Genomic DNA, 18,854 nt, shown 5'->3' on the forward strand with positions numbered 1-18,854 from the left:
TCGCGGCTCAGCGGCGACCCAGCGACGCGTTCGCCGCGTTGGCGTTCGCGATCAATTGGTTGGCGACGCCCTTGGCCTGGTCGACGGGGATGGCGAAACCCACGCCGATCCAGCCGGCCGGGCCGCCGGGATAAATGGCTCCCATCGACGCGATGGCGGAGTTGAGCCCGATCATTTCGCCGGCCGTGTTGACCAATGCGCCGCCGGAACTGCCGGGGCTCATCGTGGCGTCCGTCTGGATGGCGTCGAACACCGCGCTGCTGCCGGCGGGGCCGCTGACGCCCGACACCGGGCGGTGCAGCGCGCTGATCACCCCGGTGGTGACCGTGCCGTCCAGCCCGAGCGGCGCGCCGATGGCCACCACGTTTTGGCCAACCTGCAGGCCGGCCGACGAGCCCATGGTGATCGGAGCCAGGCCCGAAATCCCTTGAACGCGAACGACCGCGATGTCGGCGACGGGATCGGCGCCGACGATCGTAAACGGCGCGGCGCGTCCGTCGGCCAGCGTAGCCCGGGTCGCCGCCGGGCCGGGCATTGATACGACGTGGTTGTTGGTGAGGATCAGCCCGTCGGCGCTCAGCACGACTCCCGAGCCCTCGTCGGCCTGCGCGGGGGTCGCCGTCTCGAGTTTGACCACGCTGGGCCTCGCCTTGGCCGCCGCCTGCTCAATGGTTGCGGCGGGCGGATGGGTACCGGCGGACGGGCCCGTCGCACCCGGGTCACTCGGGCGAAGTTCGACCACGCCGAGGGCGCCCGCGGCGCCCGAGAACAGCGCAAGCGCGGTGGCGCCGAAGATGATTCCCAACCGGGGTCGCGCAAAACCGCGGCGACCGCGGCGCAGTTCGTGGCGGCCACCGGACAATTCGTGGCGTCCCGGCCCATGGCAGGGCCGACTCCGCGTGGCGGTGGTCATCGGCAGGCCACCTTCTCCTATCGCAACTGGCTCGCGTGTGCCCCGATGCACCTCGTGTCTCATCTCGGATTCCCACTAACCATGCTGGGAAACCTCGTCGCGCCTGGCGATACGCTGCGTTAACGCAGGATTTTGGCGTACAGCAGGCTGTCCTGCGGCTCGGGTCCCATGGTGGGGAACACGGCGTAGCGGCCGAGCCGGCCCTCCAGCACGAAACCCGAGCGCTCCAAAAGCCGCGCCGAGCGGTCGTTTTCGACGCTGCAGGATGCCCAGACGCGGTACACCCCGCGATCGGCCTGCAGCGCCGTCATCAGCAGGTCGAGCACCTCGGACATGTAACCCTTGCCCCACCAGCGCCGCCCCATGCAGTAGCCGATCTCGACCGAGTGCGGCACGGGGCGCCGGCAGCTGGTCAGCCCGATGAGTTCGCCGCTGTTTTTCAGTGCGATCGCCCAGGTCCGCTCGTCATCGCTGACGTTGAGCTTTTCGGTGATGACCCGCCGCGTCGCCGCCACGTCGGGGTGCGGCGCCCACAGCAGGTACTTGGTGACCTCGGGATCGCGCGCGATCCGCTGGAACAGCGCGCCCGCGTCGTCGAGCATCGGCGGGCGCAATACCAACCGTTGCCCGGTGATGCGGACGGGCGGGTAGTCGACCATGCGCTAGAGCCCGAGCGCCTGATAGGTGCGGCGGACGAACTTCGGTTGCGCCGATTGGAGTTTCGCCAGCGACGTGTTGCCCGCGACGGCCGCGGCCACGTCCGCGGACATGTCGGGCAGGTTCTGCACCAGATACATCAGGACCAGATCGGCGGAGGGGTCGGCCTGCCACCACGTCCCGTAGGCGCCCGGCCAGCTGAACGTTCCCACCCCGCCCGTCCCGAACAGCGGCGCGCTCTTGGCCGGATCGGTCACGACCGACAGGTTCAGCCCGAATCCGCGGCCCACCCAGTACGGCGCCCCGAGGAAGTTGTGCCGCTTCTGTTCGTCGGTGAGCCGGTCGGTCCGCATCAGCCGGGTTGACTCCGGGGAGAGCACCCGCACGCCGTCGATCGTCCCGTCGCCCAGCAGCATCCGCACGAAGCGCAGGTAGTCGTCGGCGGTGGACCACAGCCCGCCGCCGGCGTTGCAGAACGACGGCGGCTCGATGTGCGGCGGCCCCATCACGTCGTCGTGCCGCCGCCCCTGCCCGTCGAGCCGGTACATGGTCGCCGCGCGGCGGCGCCCGGCGGGGGACACGAAGAACCCGGTGTCGGGCATGCCGACCGGACCCAGCACCCGCTCGTCGAGAACCTCGTGGAACGGCTTGCCCTCGATGCGGGAAGCGATGACGCCGAGGAGGTCGATCGAGTGGCTGTAGGTCAACCGGTCACCGGGTTGATGCACCAGCGGCAGTTTGGCGAGCTCGGCCAGCCAGACGTCCGGTCCCTGATTGAACGGCAGCCGCACGTAGGCCTTGGCGATCGGCCCGGACACCGAGAAGCCGTACGCCAGGCCGCTGGTGTGGGTGAGCAGGTCCTCGATCAGGATCGCGCGGCGCACCGGGTGCGTCCGGTCCAGCGGACCGTGCGGGTCGTCGAGCACCCGCACGCCGGCCAGCTCCGGCGCCCAGCGCACCACCGGGTCCTTCAGCGTCAGCTTGCCCTCGTCGACCAGGCTCATCACCGCCGCGACGGTGACCGGCTTGGTCATCGACGCGATCCGGAACAGCGTGTCGCGCCGCATCGGCACGCCCGCGTCGACGTCGCGGTAGCCGATCTCGTTGACCTGCAGCACTTCTCCGCGCTGCCACACCATCGTCAACGCGCCCGCGAGCATGCCCGCGTCGCACACCTCGCGGATGGAGGCCTGATTAACGTCCAGATTCACCGGTTCAGGGTAGCTAGGACCGCTGGGAGCGGACGCACCGCGGCTCTGTACATACGGTGCGCTGAGGTCAAGAATTTGTCTCATGGTAAATAAACCAGTCAGGGCGATTGCCGCAGCGTGCGGTGGCGCCGCCGTGCTAGCCCTAGGGCTCGGCGGTGTCGGCGAAGTCGGTGGTGCTGGGGCGCCGCGCACCGTTGCGGACCCGCCGACGACTGTTGCTCCGACGCCCGGCTCGCCGGACGACCAGTGCTGCGACCCGGCCCAGCCGCAGGCGTCAGCCACCTGGGACTGCATTGTCGGCCTGAACTGTGGGCGCACTCGCCCACGGACCTTGTCGCCGCCCGCGCCCCCGCCGAACCCTCCGCCGCCGTAGCGGCTAGCGTCGCCGCGCCCGGACGTGCCAGAACGCCATTTCGACCGCCTGGCCGTCCAGCTCGCGGCGCACCGTCGCGGGCTCGAGGGAGTCGATTTCCCAGCCGGCCGAACCGAGGACGTCGCGCAACGTCGCCTCGGACACCGCCGGGCGGGGCCAGTCGTCGTCGCTCCGATTCGCGTCGGAGAAGCAGCTGATCAGCAGCGTCGCTCCGGGCCTGGTCGCCCGGTGCGCCGCGGCGGCGTAGCGGCGCTTCCCGTCGTCGTCGAGGCAGTGGAACATGCCGCTGTCGACGATCGTGTCGAACGCTTCGGTGTAGCCCTCGAGCAGCGTGGAGTCGGCCACCGCGAACGTCACCTCGACCCCGGCGTCGTGGGCGCGCCGCTCGGCGGTGACCAGCGCCGTCGGCGAGATGTCCAGCCCGGTCACGCGGTAGCCGTTGCGCGCCAGATAGATCGCGTTGTCGCCGAGCCCGCAGCCGATGTCGAGGACGTCGCCGTGGACGAAGCCGCCGGTGTGCCAGGCGACGACATTCTCCTTGGGCGCCTTGGTATCCCACGGCGGTGTGGCCATCGCCGGCATGCCTTCGCCGGGACTCTCACCGCGGTAGAGCGCGTCGAAATCAAGACCAGTCATACCCGCCAGCTTAGGCGGCGTGCAGATCGGGCAACGCGATCGCGATCCGGGCTTCGAGCTCACTGACGAATATCTCGAACGGCCCGGGCGGCGGCGGCGCGCCGGAGTGGTAACGCATCCCGGTCGGCGTCTCGAATTCGGCTCGGTGCCCGCCCGTTTCGTCGACGGCGGCGGTGACGCGCCACCCGGGCGCCTCCTTGGCGTAGTTGCAGCGTTCGCACATCCCGAGCCCGTTGGCCGCGCTGGTCGGTCCGCCGTGGCGATGCGGGGTGGCGTGGTCGTAGTGGCGGATCGGGGCGTCACAGTAAGGCGTGCGACAGCCCTGATCTCGCAGCCCGATGAACGTCGCCAGCCCCTTCGGGAAGCGACGCGCGCGCGACTCCATGGCGACCAGCGCCCCCGAGCCCGGATGCCGGTAGAGCCGCCGCAGCGTGGCCCGCGACCGGCTATCCGCGACCGCGTCGCTCACCAGCTGGCGGGCCACCGCCGCCGGGATCGGGCCGTACCCGTCGACGACCGCGGCGCCGTCATCATCGCCGAACAGCATCGCGCCGGGGATCAGCAGGTTGACCGCGATCGGCTCGGCCGCGTCCGCGGGCCGCCCGGTGATCCGCTCGACCAACGTGTCGGCCATCACCTGGCCGCGCGTGCGGTCGTCGAAGGTGGTGTCGGCAGCCCGCTTGAGCGCCGCGTACACCGCGACACCCTTGGCGACCGGAAGGAGCGCCGTCACATACGTCATGGTGTCCGGGGCCGGCCGAATCGTCACCGTGCGTTCGGATTCCGCCTTGGCGGCGCGATCGACCACCGCCTGAGCGTTCAGCCGGTAGGCGATCGCCCGGGCCGCCGCGACGACGCGCGCGTCACCCATCCCGTCCAGCTTGGATCCGTCGGCACACAGCTCGGAGTCCAGCAGGCGACGGTCCTCGACGTCCAGGCACGCCGATTCGCGCACGATCAGCGTGGCCCGCCACTCGGACAACCGTCCGGCCTCGAGAGCGGCCAGCGTGTGCGGCATCTCGTGCACCAGCGCCTTGGCGAAGCCGAGGTAGCGCCCGCCGCGCGCTGGGGAATCGCGCCGGGCCAGGGCGATCTCGCTGGCCAGCCCTCGACCGCGCTGGGCGGCGGGCATCCCGGCGGCGGCCTCGTTGGCGCGGCGCAGCGTATCGAGCGACGCGGCCGCGCGCGCCTGCTCCGCGGAGGCCGCCGACTTGGACCGCTCCAACTCGGCGATCCGCGCGATGAGCGCCGCCTCGCCGGGATCATGTTCGAACATACGTTCGATTGTACACGAGTCGCCGACACGTTGGGCGCGTTGCGGGCCGCGAAGCGGGAAGTGCTACGCTGCCGGGCAGTCGACATCCTTTAACGATCCGTCCAGAGAGGCGGAGAAGGAGGTCAAGTCTCGTATGTGCGCCGCGGATGACACCGGCCGCGAATTGATGTCGGCGGCCGACGTGAGTCGCACCATTTCCCGCATCGCGCATCAGATCATCGAAAAGACCGCGCTGGATGGTCCCGACGGACCGCGCGTGGTGCTGCTGGGCATCCCGACCCGCGGCGTGATCCTGGCCACCCGGCTCGCCACCAACATCCGCGAGTTCAGCGGGGTCGACGTCGCGCACGGCGCCCTGGACATCACCCTCTATCGCGACGACCTCATGCAAAAGCCGCCGCGCCCGCTGGCGGCCACCTCCATCCCGGCCGGCGGCGTCGACGACGCGCTGGTGATCCTCGTCGACGACGTGCTCTACTCCGGCCGCTCGGTGCGCTCGGCCCTGGACGCGCTACGCGACGTGGGCCGGCCGCGGGCGGTGCAACTGGCGGTGCTGGTCGACCGCGGCCACCGCGAACTGCCGCTGCGCGCCGACTACGTCGGCAAGAACGTGCCGACCTCGCGCGCCGAGAGCGTGCACGTGCAGCTCAGTGAGCACGACGGCCGCGACGGGGTGGTGATCTCGCGATGACGCGCCACCTGCTGGCCGCCGGCGACCTGAGCCGCGACGACGCCACCGCGATCCTCGACGACGCGGACCGGTTCGCGCAGGCGCTGGTCGGCCGCGAGATCAAGAAGTTGCCGACGCTGCGCGGCCGCACCGTCGTCACGATGTTCTACGAGAACTCCACCCGCACCCGGGTCTCCTTCGAGGTGGCCGGCAAGTGGATGAGCGCCGACGTGATCAACGTCAGCGCCGCCGGATCGTCGGTGGGCAAGGGCGAGTCACTGCGCGACACCGCGCTGACGCTGCGCGCGGCCGGCGCCGACGCGCTGATCATCCGCCACCCCGCGTCCGGCGCCGCGCACCTGCTCGCCGACTGGACTTGCAGCAATGGCGACGGCCCGTCGGTGATCAACGCCGGGGACGGCACCCACGAGCACCCCACGCAGGCGCTGCTGGACGCGTTGACCGTCCGCCAGCGGCTCGGCGGCATCGAGGGCCGGCGCGTCGTGATCGTCGGCGACATCCTGCACAGCCGGGTCGCCCGCTCCAACGTCATGCTGCTGGCCACCCTGGGCGCCGAGGTGGTGCTGGTCGCGCCGCCGACGCTGCTGCCGGTCGGGGTCGACGGCTGGCCGGCCACCGTCAGCTACGACTTCGACGCCGAGCTGCCCGCCGCCGCCGCGGTGCTGATGCTGCGCGTGCAGGCCGAGCGGATGAACGGCGGCTTCTTCCCGTCGGTGCGCGAATACTCGGTCCGCTACGGGCTTTCCGAGCGGCGCCAGGCGATGCTGCCCGGCCACGCCGTGGTGCTGCACCCGGGGCCGATGGTGCGCGGCATGGAGATCTCGTCGTCGGTGGCGGACTCGTCGCAATCGGCTGTGCTGCAACAGGTTTCGAACGGAGTGCATGTGCGGATGGCGGTGCTGTTCCATGTGCTGGTCGGGGCGGAGGACATCGCGGCATGAGCGTGCTGATCCGCGGGGTGCGGCTCTACGGCGAAGGCGACCGGGTCGACGTGCTGGTCGATGACGGTCAGATCGCGGACATCGGGCCGAAACTCGAGATCCCCGACACGGCCGACGTGATCGACGCGACCGGCCAGGTGCTGCTGCCCGGGTTCGTCGACCTGCACACCCACCTGCGCGAGCCGGGCCGCGAATACGCCGAGGACATCGAAACCGGTTCGGCAGCAGCGGCTTTGGGCGGCTACACGGCCGTGTTCGCGATGGCCAACACCAATCCCGTTGCCGACAGCCCGGTGGTCACCGACCACGTCTGGCATCGCGGCCAGCAGGTCGGGCTTGTCGACGTGCATCCCGTCGGCGCCGTCACCGTCGGGCTGGCCGGGGCCGAGCTCACCGAAATGGGCATGATGGCCGCCGGCGCCGCGCAGGTGCGGATGTTCTCCGACGACGGCATCTGCGTGCACGACCCGCTGATCATGCGCCGCGCCCTGGAGTACGCCACCGGCCTGGGGGTGCTGATCGCCCAGCACGCCGAGGAGCCCAGGCTGACCGTCGGCGCCGTCGCGCACGAGGGCCCGACGGCGGCGCGGCTGGGACTCGCCGGGTGGCCCCGGGCAGCCGAGGAATCGATCGTCGCCCGCGACGCGCTGCTGGCCCGCGACGCCGGTGCCCGGGTGCACATCTGCCACGCCTCCACCGCGGGCACCGTCGAGATCGTGAAATGGGCCAAGGAACAAGGCATCTCGATCACCGCCGAGGTCACCCCGCACCACCTGCTGCTCGACGACAGCCGGCTGGCCAACTACGAGGGCGTGAACCGGGTCAACCCGCCGCTGCGCGAGGCCGCCGACGCCGTCGCGCTGCGTCAGGCGCTGGCCGACGGGGTAATCGACTGTGTGGCTACCGACCATGCCCCGCACGCCGAACACGAGAAGTGCGTCGAGTTCTCGGCGGCGCGCCCCGGCATGCTGGGGCTGCAGACCGCGCTGTCGGTGGTGGCGCAGACGATGGTGGCACCCGGGCTGTTGACCTGGCGCGATGTGGCGCGGGTGATGAGCGAGAACCCGGCGCGCATCGTCGGGTTGCCCGACCACGGGCGCCCGCTGGAGGTGGGGGAGCCGGCCAACCTGACCGTCGTGGACCCGGACGCGACGTGGACGGTCGCCGGGTCGGACCTGGCCAGCCGGTCGGCCAACACGCCGTACGAGTCAATGACGTTGCCCGCCACCGTGACCGCGACCCTGCTGCGCGGAAAGGTCACCGCGCGGGACGGGAAGAGCCCGGCATGAATTCCGGCACGCTGGTGGGGTCGCTGATCTTCGCGGCCGTGCTGGTGGTCGTGATAACGGTGCTCATCCAGCTGATCATGCGCTCCTGGCAGCGGCGCGGGCAGCGGCAGGAGCAGTTGATCGGCGAGCTGCCCGACCTGCCCGACAAGGTGGGGGCCGCGACCATCACCACCCGCGGCCACTATTGCGGCTCCATGATGGCGCCCGACTGGAGCGAGCGGATCGCGGCCGGCGATCTGGGTTTCCGCAGCAAGGCGGTGATGACCCGCTATCACGAGGGGATCATGGTGGAAAGGCTGCGGGCCCAACCCATTTGGATTCCCCAGGCCTCGATCGAGGGCATCCGCATGGAGCGCCGAATGGCGGGTAGGGTCGCGCCCCGCACCGGAATATTGGCGATCCGGTGGCGGCTGCCTTCGGGAACCGAGATCGACACCGCGTTTCGCGCGAACCACCGCGACGAGTACGACGCCTGGCTGGAGGGCCAGGAGAAGGGGGCCGCGTGACTAAAGCTGTGCTGGTTCTGGAAGACGGGCGCGTCTTCACCGGAACGCCGTTCGGCAAGGTCGGCCAGACGCTCGGGGAGGCCGTGTTCTCCACCGGCATGTCCGGCTACCAGGAGACGCTGACCGACCCCAGCTATCACCGCCAGATCGTCGTGGCCACCGCGCCGCAGATCGGCAACACCGGCTGGAACGACGAGGACGCCGAAAGCCGCGGCGACAAGATCTGGGTCGCCGGCTACGCGGTGCGCGACCCGTCGCCGCGCGCCTCCAACTGGCGCGCCACCGGCACGCTGGAGGACGAGCTGGCCCGGCAGGGCGTCGTCGGCATCGCCGGCATCGACACCCGGGCGGTGGTGCGGCACTTGCGCAGCCGCGGCTCGATGAAGGCGGGGATCTTCTCCGGCGACGCGCTGGCCGAGCCGGCCGAGTTGCAGGAGCGGGTGCGGGGCCAGCAGTCGATGCTGGGCGCCGACCTGGCCGGCGAGGTCAGCACCGACGGCGCCTACGTCGTGGAACCCGAAGTGCCGCACCGGTTCACGGTGGCCGCCCTCGACCTGGGGATCAAGACCAACACACCCCGAAACTTCTCCCGGCGCGGCATCCGCAGCCACGTGCTGCCCGCTTCGGCGACCTTCGAGCAGATCGCCGACATCAGCCCCGACGGCGTGTTCCTGTCCAACGGCCCGGGCGACCCCGCTACCGCCGACCACGTCGTTGAGCTCACCCGCGAGGTGCTGGGCGCCGGAATCCCGTTGTTCGGCATCTGTTTCGGCAACCAGATCCTCGGCCGGGCCCTGGGCCTGTCCACCTACAAGATGGTCTTCGGGCACCGCGGCATCAACGTCCCGGTCATCGACCACGCCACCGGGCGGGTCGCGGTGACCGCACAGAACCACGGCTTCGCGCTCGAAGGCGAGGCGGGCCAGTCCTTCGACACGCCGTTCGGCCCGGCGATCGTCAGCCACACCTGCGCCAACGACGGGGTGGTGGAAGGCGTCAAACTCGCCGACGGCAAGGCGTTTTCGGTGCAATACCACCCCGAGGCCGCCGCCGGCCCGCACGACGCGGAGTACCTGTTCGACCAATTCGTCGACCTGATGGCAGGGGGACGCTAGTGCCGGCTTTCCACGCGAGCGTGCGTGTTTGTACGGCGACACGCCGTAATACCTGTACATCTGCGCACCCTCGCGCCGAGAGAGGGGGACGCTAGTGCCGCGCCGCACCGACTTGCACCACGTGCTGGTGATCGGCTCGGGGCCGATCGTGATCGGGCAGGCCTGCGAGTTCGACTACTCGGGCACCCAGGCTTGCCGGGTGCTGCGCGCCGAGGGCCTGCAGGTGAGCCTGGTCAATTCGAACCCGGCCACCATCATGACCGACCCCGAGTTCGCCGATCACACCTACGTCGAACCCATCACGCCGGCGTTCGTCGAGCGGGTGATCGCCCAACAGGCGGAGCGCGGCAACAAGATCGACGCCCTGCTGGCCACCCTGGGCGGGCAGACCGCGCTGAACACCGCGGTCGCGCTGTACGAGAACGGGGCGCTGGAGCGCTACGGCGTCGAGCTGATCGGCGCCGACTTCGACGCCATCCAGCGTGGCGAGGACCGGCAGCGGTTCAAGGACATCGTCGCCAAGGTCGGCGGTGAATCCGCCCGCAGCCGAGTGTGTTTCACGATGGACGAGGTCCGCGAGACCGTCGCAGAGGTCGGCCTGCCGGTGGTGGTGCGGCCCAGCTTCACCATGGGCGGCCTGGGCTCGGGCATGGCGCACTCCGCCGAGGAGGTCGACCGGATGGCCGGCGCCGGGCTGGCCGCCTCGCCCAGCGCGAACGTGCTCATCGAGGAATCGATCTACGGCTGGAAGGAATTCGAGCTCGAGCTGATGCGCGACGGCCACGACAACGTGGTGGTGGTGTGCTCGATCGAGAACGTCGACCCGATGGGCGTGCACACCGGCGACTCGGTGACCGTCGCGCCCGCGATGACGCTGACCGACCGGGAATACCAGCGGATGCGCGACCTGGGCATCGCGATCCTGCGCGAGGTCGGCGTCGACACCGGCGGCTGCAACATCCAGTTCGCGGTCAACCCGCGCGACGGCCGGCTGATCGTCGTCGAGATGAACCCGCGGGTGTCGCGGTCCAGCGCGCTGGCGTCCAAGGCCACCGGCTTTCCGATCGCCAAGATCGCCGCCAAGCTGGCCATCGGCTACACCCTCGACGAGATCCTCAACGACATCACCAAGGAGACACCGGCCTGCTTCGAGCCGACGCTGGACTACGTCGTCGTCAAGGCCCCGCGGTTCGCGTTCGAGAAGTTCCCCGGCGCCGACCCCACCCTGACCACCACCATGAAGTCCGTCGGCGAGGCGATGTCGTTGGGCCGCAACTTCATCGAGGCGCTCGGCAAGGTGATGCGCTCCCTGGAGACCGGCCGCGCCGGCTTCTGGACCGCCCCCGACGACCGGGGCGACATCGACGAGGTCCTGACCCGGCTGCGGACGCCGACCGAGGGCCGGCTCTACGACATCGAGCTGGCGCTGCGGCTGGGCGCCTCGGTCGAGCGGGTCGCCGAGGCCAGCGGGGTCGACCCGTGGTTCGTCGCACAGATCGGCGAGCTGATCGGGCTGCGCGCCCGGCTGGTCGACGCCCCGGTGCTCGACGCCGAGCTGCTGCGGCGGGCCAAACACAGCGGGCTCTCGGACCGCCAGATCGCCGCGCTGCGGCCGGAATTGGCGGGGGAGAACGGGGTGCGCTCGCTGCGCGAGCGCCTCGGCATCCACCCCGTGTACAAGACGGTGGACACCTGCGCCGCGGAGTTCGAGGCCAAGACGCCCTACCACTACAGCAGCTACGAGCTGGACCCCGCCGCCGAGACAGAAGTGGCCCCGCAGACCGACAAACCCAAGGTGCTGATCCTGGGTTCGGGCCCCAACCGCATCGGTCAGGGCATCGAATTCGACTACAGCTGCGTGCACGCGGCAACGACGTTGTCCCAGGCCGGTTTCGAGACCGTGATGGTCAACTGCAACCCGGAGACGGTGTCCACCGACTACGACACCGCCGACCGGCTGTATTTCGAGCCGCTGACCTTCGAGGACGTGCTCGAGGTGTTCCACGCCGAAACGCAGTCGGGGACCGGCGGCCCCGGGGTGGTGGGGGTCATCGTGCAGCTCGGCGGGCAGACGCCGCTGGGGCTGGCGCAGCGGCTCTTCGACGCCGGGGTCCCGATCGTCGGCACCCCGCCGGAGGCCATCGACCTGGCCGAGGACCGCGGCGCCTTCGGCGACGTGTTGGCCGCGGCCGGGTTGCCGGCGCCGAAGTACGGCATGGCAACGACTTTCGCGCAGGCCCGCCGCATCGCCGAGGACATCGGCTACCCGGTGCTGGTGCGGCCGTCCTACGTGCTCGGCGGCCGCGGCATGGAGATCGTCTACGACGAGGAGACGCTGGAGGGCTACATCACCCGCGCCACCGCGCTCTCGCCCGAGCACCCGGTGCTCGTCGACCGCTTCCTCGAGGACGCGGTGGAGATCGACGTCGACGCCCTGTGCGACGGCTCGGAGGTCTACATCGGCGGCATCATGGAACACATCGAGGAGGCCGGCATCCACTCCGGCGACTCGGCTTGCGCGCTGCCCCCGGTCACGCTGGGCCGCAGCGACATCGAGAAGGTGCGCCGCGCCACCGAGGCCATCGCCCACGGCATCGGCGTCGTCGGGTTGCTCAACGTGCAGTACGCGCTCAAGGACGACGTGCTCTACGTGCTCGAGGCCAACCCGCGGGCCAGCCGCACGGTGCCGTTCGTCTCCAAGGCGACCGCGATCCCGCTCGCCAAGGCCTGCGCGCGGATCATGTTGGGTGCCACCATCTCCCAGCTGCGCGACGAGGGCCTGCTGGCCGCGACCTGCGACGGCGCCCACGCGCCGCCGCAGGCGCCGATCGCGGTCAAGGAGGCCGTGCTGCCGTTCCACCGCTTCCGCCGCGCCGACGGCGCCGCCATCGACTCGCTGCTCGGCCCGGAGATGAAATCGACGGGCGAGGTGATGGGCATCGACCGCGACTTCGGCAGCGCCTTCGCCAAGAGCCAGACCGCCGCCTACGGATCGCTGCCGGCCGGCGGGACGATCTTCGTGTCGGTCGCCAACCGGGACAAGCGGTCACTGGTGTTCCCGGTCAAGCGGCTGGCCGACCTCGGTTTCCGGGTGCTGGCCACCGAGGGCACCGCGGAGATGTTGCGCCGCAACGGGATTCCCTGCGACGAGGTCCGCAAGCACTTCGAGCCGCCGCAGCCCGGCCGCCCCGCGATGTCGGCCGTCGACGCGATCAAGGCCGGCGAGGTCAACATGGTGATCAACACGCCGTTCGGCAACTCCGGCCCGCGCATCGACGGCTACGAGATCCGCTCGGCCGCGGTGTCGGTCAACATCCCCTGCGTCACCACGGTGCAGGGCGCATCGGCCGCCGTGCAGGGCATCGAGGCGGGCATCCGCGGCGACATCGGCGTGCGCTCGCTGCAGGAGCTGCACAGCGCGATCGCGCCGGCTGGCGGCTCCCAATGACCGGATTCGGTGCCCGGCTGGCGGCGGCGAAGCTCAGCCGCGGCCCGCTGTGCCTGGGCATCGACCCGCACCCGGAGCTGCTGCGGGCGTGGGACCTGCCCACCACGGCCGACGGCCTGGCCGCGTTCTGCGACGTCTGCATCGAGGCGTTCGCCGGATTCGCGGTCGTCAAGCCCCAGGTGGCGTTCTTCGAGGCCTACGGCGCCGCCGGATACGCGGTCCTGGAACGCACCATCGCCGCGCTGCGCTCGGCCGGGGTGCTGGTCCTGGCCGACGCCAAGCGCGGCGACATCGGGACGACCATGGCGGCCTACGCCGCGGCCTGGGCCGGCGACTCGCCGCTGGCCGCCGACGCGGTGACCGCCTCGCCCTACCTGGGCTTCGGGTCGCTGCGCCCGCTGCTGGAGGCCGCCGCGGCCAACGACCGGGGCGTGTTCGTGCTGGCGGCGACGTCCAACCCGGAGGGCGGCACCGTGCAGCGCGCCGAATTCGACGGCCGCACGGTGTCCCAGCTGATCATCGACCAGGCGGCGGTGGTCAACCGTTCGGCCAACCCGACCGAGCCCGGCTACGTCGGCGTGGTGCTCGGCGCGACCGTCTTCGAGGCGCCCGACGTCAGCGAGCTGGGCGGACCGGTGCTGGTGCCCGGCGTCGGGGTGCAGGGCGGACGGCCCGAGGCGCTCCGCGGCCTCGGCGGGGCCGCCCCCGGCCAGCTGCTGCCCGCGGTGGCGCGTGAGGTGCTGCGGGCCGGCCCCAGCGTGGCGGACCTGCGCGCGGCCGGCCAACGGATGCTGGACTCCGTCGCCTACCTCGCGGCCCTGTAGGCCGCTTGGGTGTGAATCCTTGGCTTTCAAAGTGAGCTGAGGGCGCAAATCCGGCCGCTTTTCCGCCCCCACTGCACACGCAAAGCCGTCAGCGCACGCTCAGCGCGTCATTCCGCGCCTATCGCCGCTCCTGGCCTGGCGGTCTCCACGATGACGGTGGTGGCCTTGACGACGGCCACGGCGACGCTGCCGGGCCGCAGTTTCAGCTCCTCGGCCGCGGCGGTGCTCATCAGCGAGACCACGGTGTGCGGGCCGCACTGCATCTCGACCTGCGTCATCACCGTGTCGCTGAGGACCTTGGTGACCAGGCCGACGAACCGGTTGCGGGCCGAGCTGCCGATGCTCAGCGGGTCCGGCGGCGGGGCGGGCGCGTTTGCCCGGGAAAATTCGGCCAGATCCTCGCTGGCGATGACCTTGCGTCCCGCCGCGTCGTGGGTGACCGACAACGTGCCCTGGTTGATCCAGCGACGGACGGTGTCGTCGCTGACTCCCAGCAGTTCAGCCGCCTGACGGATGCGCAGGTTCGGCACGATTTCGATCGTAACTGATATTTGGCTGGGTGTTAGCTGGCACATCGCTGCATAACCGCCGCCGACCTGGCGCTGGACTGCCGGGCCGCGACACGCGCGACACGCGACGAAAAATCTCGTGATCCCCGGCACCCGGGTTCGGGGCCGTCGGCCACCGCCGTCGGCGCGCCCCGCGGGCGCCCCGCCCCCGCCTGGTGTTACGGCACAAAACCGCAGGTAGAACACGTTATTGGGGCCACCGAGAGCGCGTCGCCGCGACCGGCTCGGGGCGGCGCCGGGCCCGTCTCGGCGAGGCCCCGCCGGGCCCGTCCCGGCGGCTCACGCTGCACATTTGCACAATTAACCAGGGGGTCGGGTTAGATTTCGTCAGGAAGCCTGAGTACGGTCATCTCCGCTGGCTGAAGTACCCGGCAGAGACAAAAACGAGATCGATTATCGATTGATCAGATACGGAGGAATCGTGGCCCTTCCCCAGTTGACCGACGAGCAGCGCGCGGCCGCGTTGGAGAAGGCGGCCGCCGCACGTCGAGCGCGAGCAGAGCTCAAGGATCGCCTCAAGCGCGGTGGCACCAACCTCACCCAGGTGCTCAAGGACGCCGAAAGCGATGAAGTCCTTGGCAAGATGAAGGTGTCTGCGCTGCTCGAGGCCTTGCCGAAGGTGGGCAAGGTCAAGGCGCAGGAGATCATGACCGAGCTGGAGATCGCCCCCACCCGCCGCCTGCGCGGCCTCGGGGACCGGCAGCGCAAGGCCCTGCTGGAAAAGTTCGGCTCCTAACCCGACACCGCGACCATGCAGGCCGAACGGCCTGTTGGGGGCACCGACCCAGGAGCGCCAGTGAGCGCCGGCGGGGGGCCGGACGTCGCACGGGGGGCACGCCCTGAGCCATCAGGCCGGGGGCGTGTGGTCGTGCTGTCCGGTCCCTCCGCGGTCGGCAAGTCGACGGTGGTCCGGTGTCTGCGCGAGCGGATCCCCAACCTGCAGTTCAGCGTGTCGGCCACCACCCGGGCCCCGCGGCCCGGCGAGGTCGACGGCGTCGACTATCACTTCGTCACCCCCGCCCGGTTCCAGCAGCTGATCGACGACGGCGCCCTGCTCGAGTGGGCCGAGATCCACGGCGGGCTGCACCGGTCGGGCACCCTGGCCGAGCCGGTACGGGCCGCCACCGCGTCCGGGCTTCCCGTGCTCATCGAGGTCGACCTGGCCGGCGCCAGGGCGGTCAAGAAGGCGATGCCCGAGGCCCTCACGGTGTTCCTGGCGCCGCCCAGCTGGGAGGACCTGGAAGCCAGGCTGATCGGCCGGGGCACCGAGACGCCGGAGGCCATCCGGCGCCGCCTGGACACCGCGCGCACCGAAATGGCGGCGCAAAACGACTTCGACGCGGTGGTGGTCAACAGTCGATTGGAGTCAGCGTGCGCCGAATTGGTATCCTTGCTGGTAACTGCGCCGGGCCCGGCATGAACCGCCTGACCAGACCAGATTCAAGCATCGAAGTTCTCTAGCCGTACCGCACGGCTCTATCCGCCAGGAGACTGACCTACGTGAGCATTCCCCAGTCCGACGCGTCGCTGACCGCCGTGGACCAGTTCGACCCGTCGGCCGGCGGCCAGGGCGCCTACGACACCCCGCTGGGCATCACCAACCCGCCCATCGACGAGCTGCTGGACCGCGTGTCCAGCAAGTACGCCCTGGTCATCTACGCGGCCAAGCGGGCCCGCCAGATCAACGATTACTACAACCAGCTCGGCGAGGGCATCCTCGAGTACGTGGGCCCGCTCGTCGAGCCCGGACTGCAGGAAAAGCCGCTGTCCATCGCGCTGCGCGAGATCCACGCCGACCTGCTCGAGCACACCGAGGGCGAGTAACGGGCCCGGCGCTGTGGACGACGGCAATCGGACCGCGAAAAGGGTCATCGTTGGCGTTTCCGGGGGCATCGCCGCCTACAAGGCATGCACCGTCGTCCGTCAGCTCGCCGAAGCCGGCCACCAAGTCCGCGTCATCCCCACCGAATCCGCGCTGCGCTTCGTGGGCGCCGCCACCTTCGAGGCGCTGTCCGGGCAGCCGGTGCGCACCGGTGTCTTCGATGACGTGCCGGAGGTGCCGCACGTCCAGCTCGGCAAGGAGGCCGACCTGGTCGTCGTGGCGCCGGCCACCGCCGACCTGCTGGCCAGGGCCGTCTCCGGCCGCGCCGACGACCTGCTGACCGCGACCCTGCTGACCGCCCGGTGTCCGGTGCTGTTCGCTCCGGCGATGCACACCGAGATGTGGTTGCACCCGGCCACCGTCGACAACGTGGCCACATTGAGGCGCCGCGGGGCCGTCGTGCTGGAACCCGCCTACGGACGGCTCACGGGCGCCGACAGCGGCGCGGGACGGCTTCCCGAGGCCGAGGAGATCACCACGCTGGCCCAGCTGCTGCTGGAACGCCACGACGCCCTGCCCTACGACCTGGCCGGGCGCCGGGTGCTGGTCACCGCCGGCGGCACCCGCGAACCGATCGACCCGGTGCGCTTCATCGGCAACCGCAGCTCCGGCAAGCAGGGCTACGCGGTGGCGCGGGTCGCCGCCCAGCGCGGCGCCGAGGTCACCCTGATCGCCGGGCACACGGCCGGCCTGATCGACCCAGCCGGCGTCAACGTGGTGCACGTCAGCTCGGCCGAGCAGCTCGGCGAGGCAGTGTCCAAGCACGCACCCGCCGCGGACGTGCTGGTGATGGCGGCGGCCGTCGCCGACTTCCGGCCCGCGCAGGTTGCCACCGCGAAGATCAAAAAGGGCCCGGACGTCGCCGAGGAGCCGACGATCGAGCTGGTCCGCAACGACGACGTGCTCGCCGGCGCGGTGCGGGCCCGCGCGCACGGGCAGCTGCCCAACATGCGGGCCATCGTGGGTTTTGCCGCCGAGACCGGCGACGCCAACGGAGACGTTCTGTTCCACGCGCGAGAAAAGCTGCGGCGCAAGGGTTGTGACCTGTTGGTCGTCAACGCCGTCGGCGACAACAAGGCGTTCGAGGTGGACAGCAACGACGGCTGGCTGCTGGCATCCGACGGCGCCGAGTCGGCGCTGCCACACGGCTCGAAGACGCTGATGGCCAGTCGTATCGTGGATGCAATCGTCGCGTTCCTGCACGGTCACAGCGGGTAGCAGGGTTTACTTCGCTACGGCGCCCGGAGGGGTGCCGGATGACGCCAGAAGATATAATTCGACTAACTAATTATTGGAAGGATCGGGACTGTGAGCGAAAAGGGTCGTCTGTTTACCAGTGAGTCGGTGACCGAAGGGCATCCCGACAAAATCTGTGACGCGATCAGCGACTCGGTCCTCGACGCGCTGCTGGCGGGGGACCCCCGCTCGCGGGTGGCGGTCGAAACGCTCGTGACCACCGGGCAGGTGCACGTGGTGGGCGAGGTGACGACGTCGGCCAAGGAGGCGTTCGCCGACATCACCAACACCGTGCGCGCCCGCATCCTCGACATCGGCTACGACTCGTCGGAGAAGGGCTTCGACGGGGCGTCGTGCGGGGTCAACATCGGCATCGGCCGTCAGTCGCCCGACATCGCGCAGGGCGTGGACACCGCGCACGAAACGCGCGTCGAGGGCGCCGCCGACCCGCTGGACGCGCAGGGCGCCGGTGACCAGGGCCTGATGTTCGGTTACGCGATCAACGACACCCCGGAGCTGATGCCGCTTCCCATCGCGCTGGCGCACCGCCTGTCGCGCAAGCTGACCGAGGTCCGCAAGAACGGCACGCTGGGATACCTGCGCCCCGACGGCAAGACCCAGGTCACGATCGCCTACGAGGACGACGTCCCGGTGCGGCTGGACACCGTGGTCATCTCCACCCAGCACGCCGACGGCATCGACCTGGAGAAGACGCTGGACCCCGACATCCGGCAGCACGTGCTGCAGACCGTGCTCGACGAGCTGGCCCACGACACCCTGGACTCGTCGGCGACCCGGGTGCTGGTCAACCCGACCGGCAAGTTCGTTGTCGGCGGGCCGATGGGCGACGCGGGCCTGACCGGCCGCAAGATCATCGTCGACACCTACGGCGGCTGGGCCCGCCACGGCGGCGGCGCCTTCTCCGGCAAGGATCCGTCCAAGGTGGACCGCTCGGCGGCGTACGCGATGCGCTGGGTGGCCAAGAACATCGTCGCCGCCGGGCTGGCGGAGCGGGTCGAGGTGCAGGTGGCCTACGCCATCGGCAAGGCCGCCCCGGTCGGGCTGTTCATCGAGACGTTCGGCACCGCAACGGTCGACCCGGTCAAGATCGAGAAGATCGTGCCCGAGGTGTTCGACCTGCGGCCCGGCGCCATCATCCGCGACCTGGACCTGCTGCGCCCGATCTACGCGCAGACCGCCGCCTACGGGCACTTCGGCCGCACCGACGTCGAGCTGCCGTGGGAGCAGCTCAACATGGTCGACGAGCTCAAGCGCGCGATCTAGGCC

Annotated in this window: 18 protein-coding genes; 12 read left to right on the forward strand and 6 right to left on the reverse strand. The window is 70.4% G+C overall.

The window, feature by feature from the left end; genetic code table 11:
* Positions 1-7: 7 nt before the first annotated feature.
* From A9X00_RS09020 to A9X00_RS09040, 5 genes are all read right to left on the reverse strand, one after another.
* Positions 8-913, reverse strand: coding sequence for a S1C family serine protease (locus A9X00_RS09020; protein WP_232006721.1), 906 nt, complete (start codon positions 911-913; stop codon positions 8-10).
* Positions 914-1,032: 119 nt separating this feature from the next.
* A complete protein-coding gene (locus A9X00_RS09025; RefSeq protein ID WP_067152112.1) occupies positions 1,033-1,572 on the reverse strand; it encodes a GNAT family N-acetyltransferase in 540 nt (179 codons plus the stop codon).
* Positions 1,573-1,575: 3 nt separating this feature from the next.
* On the reverse strand, positions 1,576-2,781 hold the full coding sequence (locus A9X00_RS09030; protein ID WP_067152114.1) for a serine hydrolase: 1,206 nt from the start codon (positions 2,779-2,781) through the stop codon (positions 1,576-1,578).
* A 376-nt stretch (positions 2,782-3,157) separates the two neighbouring features.
* Positions 3,158-3,790, reverse strand: a complete 633-nt coding sequence (locus A9X00_RS09035) for a class I SAM-dependent methyltransferase (RefSeq protein ID WP_067152116.1) — start codon at positions 3,788-3,790, stop codon at positions 3,158-3,160.
* 10 nt (positions 3,791-3,800) lie between these two features.
* Positions 3,801-5,066, reverse strand: a complete 1,266-nt coding sequence (locus A9X00_RS09040; RefSeq protein WP_067152118.1) for an HNH endonuclease signature motif containing protein — start codon at positions 5,064-5,066, stop codon at positions 3,801-3,803.
* 133 nt (positions 5,067-5,199) lie between these two features.
* On the opposite strand from A9X00_RS09040, the gene pyrR reads away from it, so the two are divergent.
* From pyrR to pyrF, 7 genes are all read left to right on the forward strand, one after another.
* Positions 5,200-5,757, forward strand: a complete 558-nt coding sequence (gene pyrR / locus A9X00_RS09045; protein ID WP_067152120.1) for a bifunctional pyr operon transcriptional regulator/uracil phosphoribosyltransferase PyrR — start codon at positions 5,200-5,202, stop codon at positions 5,755-5,757.
* A complete protein-coding gene (locus tag A9X00_RS09050; protein ID WP_067152122.1) occupies positions 5,754-6,698 on the forward strand; it encodes an aspartate carbamoyltransferase catalytic subunit in 945 nt (314 codons plus the stop codon). Before pyrR ends, A9X00_RS09050 begins: the two co-directional genes overlap by 4 nt.
* Complete coding sequence (locus A9X00_RS09055; RefSeq protein WP_067152124.1) at positions 6,695-7,987, forward strand: dihydroorotase; 1,293 nt, start codon at positions 6,695-6,697, stop codon at positions 7,985-7,987. Before A9X00_RS09050 ends, A9X00_RS09055 begins: the two co-directional genes overlap by 4 nt.
* Positions 7,984-8,493, forward strand: coding sequence for a transporter (locus A9X00_RS09060; protein WP_067152126.1), 510 nt, complete (start codon positions 7,984-7,986; stop codon positions 8,491-8,493). The genes A9X00_RS09055 and A9X00_RS09060 overlap by 4 nt, the downstream gene beginning before the upstream one ends.
* Complete coding sequence (gene carA / locus A9X00_RS09065) at positions 8,490-9,608, forward strand: glutamine-hydrolyzing carbamoyl-phosphate synthase small subunit (protein WP_067152128.1); 1,119 nt, start codon at positions 8,490-8,492, stop codon at positions 9,606-9,608. Before A9X00_RS09060 ends, carA begins: the two co-directional genes overlap by 4 nt.
* A gap of 94 nt (positions 9,609-9,702) precedes the next feature.
* Positions 9,703-13,056, forward strand: coding sequence for a carbamoyl-phosphate synthase large subunit (gene carB, locus A9X00_RS09070; protein WP_067152130.1), 3,354 nt, complete (start codon positions 9,703-9,705; stop codon positions 13,054-13,056).
* Positions 13,053-13,880 carry an orotidine-5'-phosphate decarboxylase gene (pyrF, locus tag A9X00_RS09075; protein WP_067152132.1) on the forward strand — a complete coding sequence of 276 codons (828 nt, stop codon included), beginning with the start codon at positions 13,053-13,055 and terminating at the stop codon, positions 13,878-13,880. Before carB ends, pyrF begins: the two co-directional genes overlap by 4 nt.
* A gap of 107 nt (positions 13,881-13,987) precedes the next feature.
* On the opposite strand, the gene A9X00_RS09080 is transcribed toward pyrF, so the two are convergent.
* Entirely contained in the window at positions 13,988-14,410 is a 423-nt protein-coding gene (locus A9X00_RS09080; RefSeq protein ID WP_067152134.1) for a molybdopterin-binding protein, read from the reverse strand.
* A gap of 460 nt (positions 14,411-14,870) precedes the next feature.
* Here A9X00_RS09080 and mihF point away from each other — a divergent pair, with 460 nt between their 5' ends.
* From mihF to metK, 5 genes are all read left to right on the forward strand, one after another.
* Positions 14,871-15,185, forward strand: a complete 315-nt coding sequence (mihF, locus tag A9X00_RS09085) for an integration host factor, actinobacterial type (protein WP_036355303.1) — start codon at positions 14,871-14,873, stop codon at positions 15,183-15,185.
* A gap of 60 nt (positions 15,186-15,245) precedes the next feature.
* Positions 15,246-15,869 carry a guanylate kinase gene (gene gmk / locus A9X00_RS09090; protein ID WP_156772004.1) on the forward strand — a complete coding sequence of 208 codons (624 nt, stop codon included), beginning with the start codon at positions 15,246-15,248 and terminating at the stop codon, positions 15,867-15,869.
* 80 nt (positions 15,870-15,949) lie between these two features.
* Complete coding sequence (gene rpoZ / locus A9X00_RS09095) at positions 15,950-16,273, forward strand: DNA-directed RNA polymerase subunit omega (RefSeq protein ID WP_067114083.1); 324 nt, start codon at positions 15,950-15,952, stop codon at positions 16,271-16,273.
* Positions 16,274-16,286: 13 nt separating this feature from the next.
* The gene (gene coaBC, locus A9X00_RS09100; RefSeq protein WP_067152137.1) at positions 16,287-17,549 is read left to right on the forward strand and encodes a bifunctional phosphopantothenoylcysteine decarboxylase/phosphopantothenate--cysteine ligase CoaBC; all 1,263 of its coding nucleotides are present in this window, start codon (positions 16,287-16,289) and stop codon (positions 17,547-17,549) included.
* Between the two features lie 90 nt (positions 17,550-17,639).
* Positions 17,640-18,851, forward strand: a complete 1,212-nt coding sequence (gene metK, locus A9X00_RS09105; protein ID WP_067152139.1) for a methionine adenosyltransferase — start codon at positions 17,640-17,642, stop codon at positions 18,849-18,851.
* The last annotated feature ends 3 nt before the right edge of the window (positions 18,852-18,854 follow it).

Source organism: Mycobacterium sp. 1245805.9 (assembly GCF_001672915.1).
Classification (GTDB): Bacteria; Actinomycetota; Actinomycetes; order Mycobacteriales; family Mycobacteriaceae; genus Mycobacterium.

Excerpts from the sequence above, each read along its gene's own strand:
- A9X00_RS09020 (WP_232006721.1), bottom strand. The coding sequence starts at position 913 with ATGACCACCGCCACGCGGAGTCGGCCCTGCCATGGGCCGGGACGCCAC.
- A9X00_RS09025 (WP_067152112.1), bottom strand. The coding sequence starts at position 1,572 with ATGGTCGACTACCCGCCCGTCCGCATCACCGGGCAACGGTTGGTATTG.
- A9X00_RS09035 (WP_067152116.1), bottom strand. The coding sequence starts at position 3,790 with ATGACTGGTCTTGATTTCGACGCGCTCTACCGCGGTGAGAGTCCCGGC.
- A9X00_RS09040 (WP_067152118.1), bottom strand. The coding sequence starts at position 5,066 with ATGTTCGAACATGATCCCGGCGAGGCGGCGCTCATCGCGCGGATCGCC.
- pyrR (WP_067152120.1), top strand. The coding sequence starts at position 5,200 with ATGTGCGCCGCGGATGACACCGGCCGCGAATTGATGTCGGCGGCCGAC.
- A9X00_RS09050 (WP_067152122.1), top strand. The coding sequence starts at position 5,754 with ATGACGCGCCACCTGCTGGCCGCCGGCGACCTGAGCCGCGACGACGCC.
- A9X00_RS09055 (WP_067152124.1), top strand. The coding sequence starts at position 6,695 with ATGAGCGTGCTGATCCGCGGGGTGCGGCTCTACGGCGAAGGCGACCGG.
- A9X00_RS09060 (WP_067152126.1), top strand. The coding sequence starts at position 7,984 with ATGAATTCCGGCACGCTGGTGGGGTCGCTGATCTTCGCGGCCGTGCTG.
- pyrF (WP_067152132.1), top strand. The coding sequence starts at position 13,053 with ATGACCGGATTCGGTGCCCGGCTGGCGGCGGCGAAGCTCAGCCGCGGC.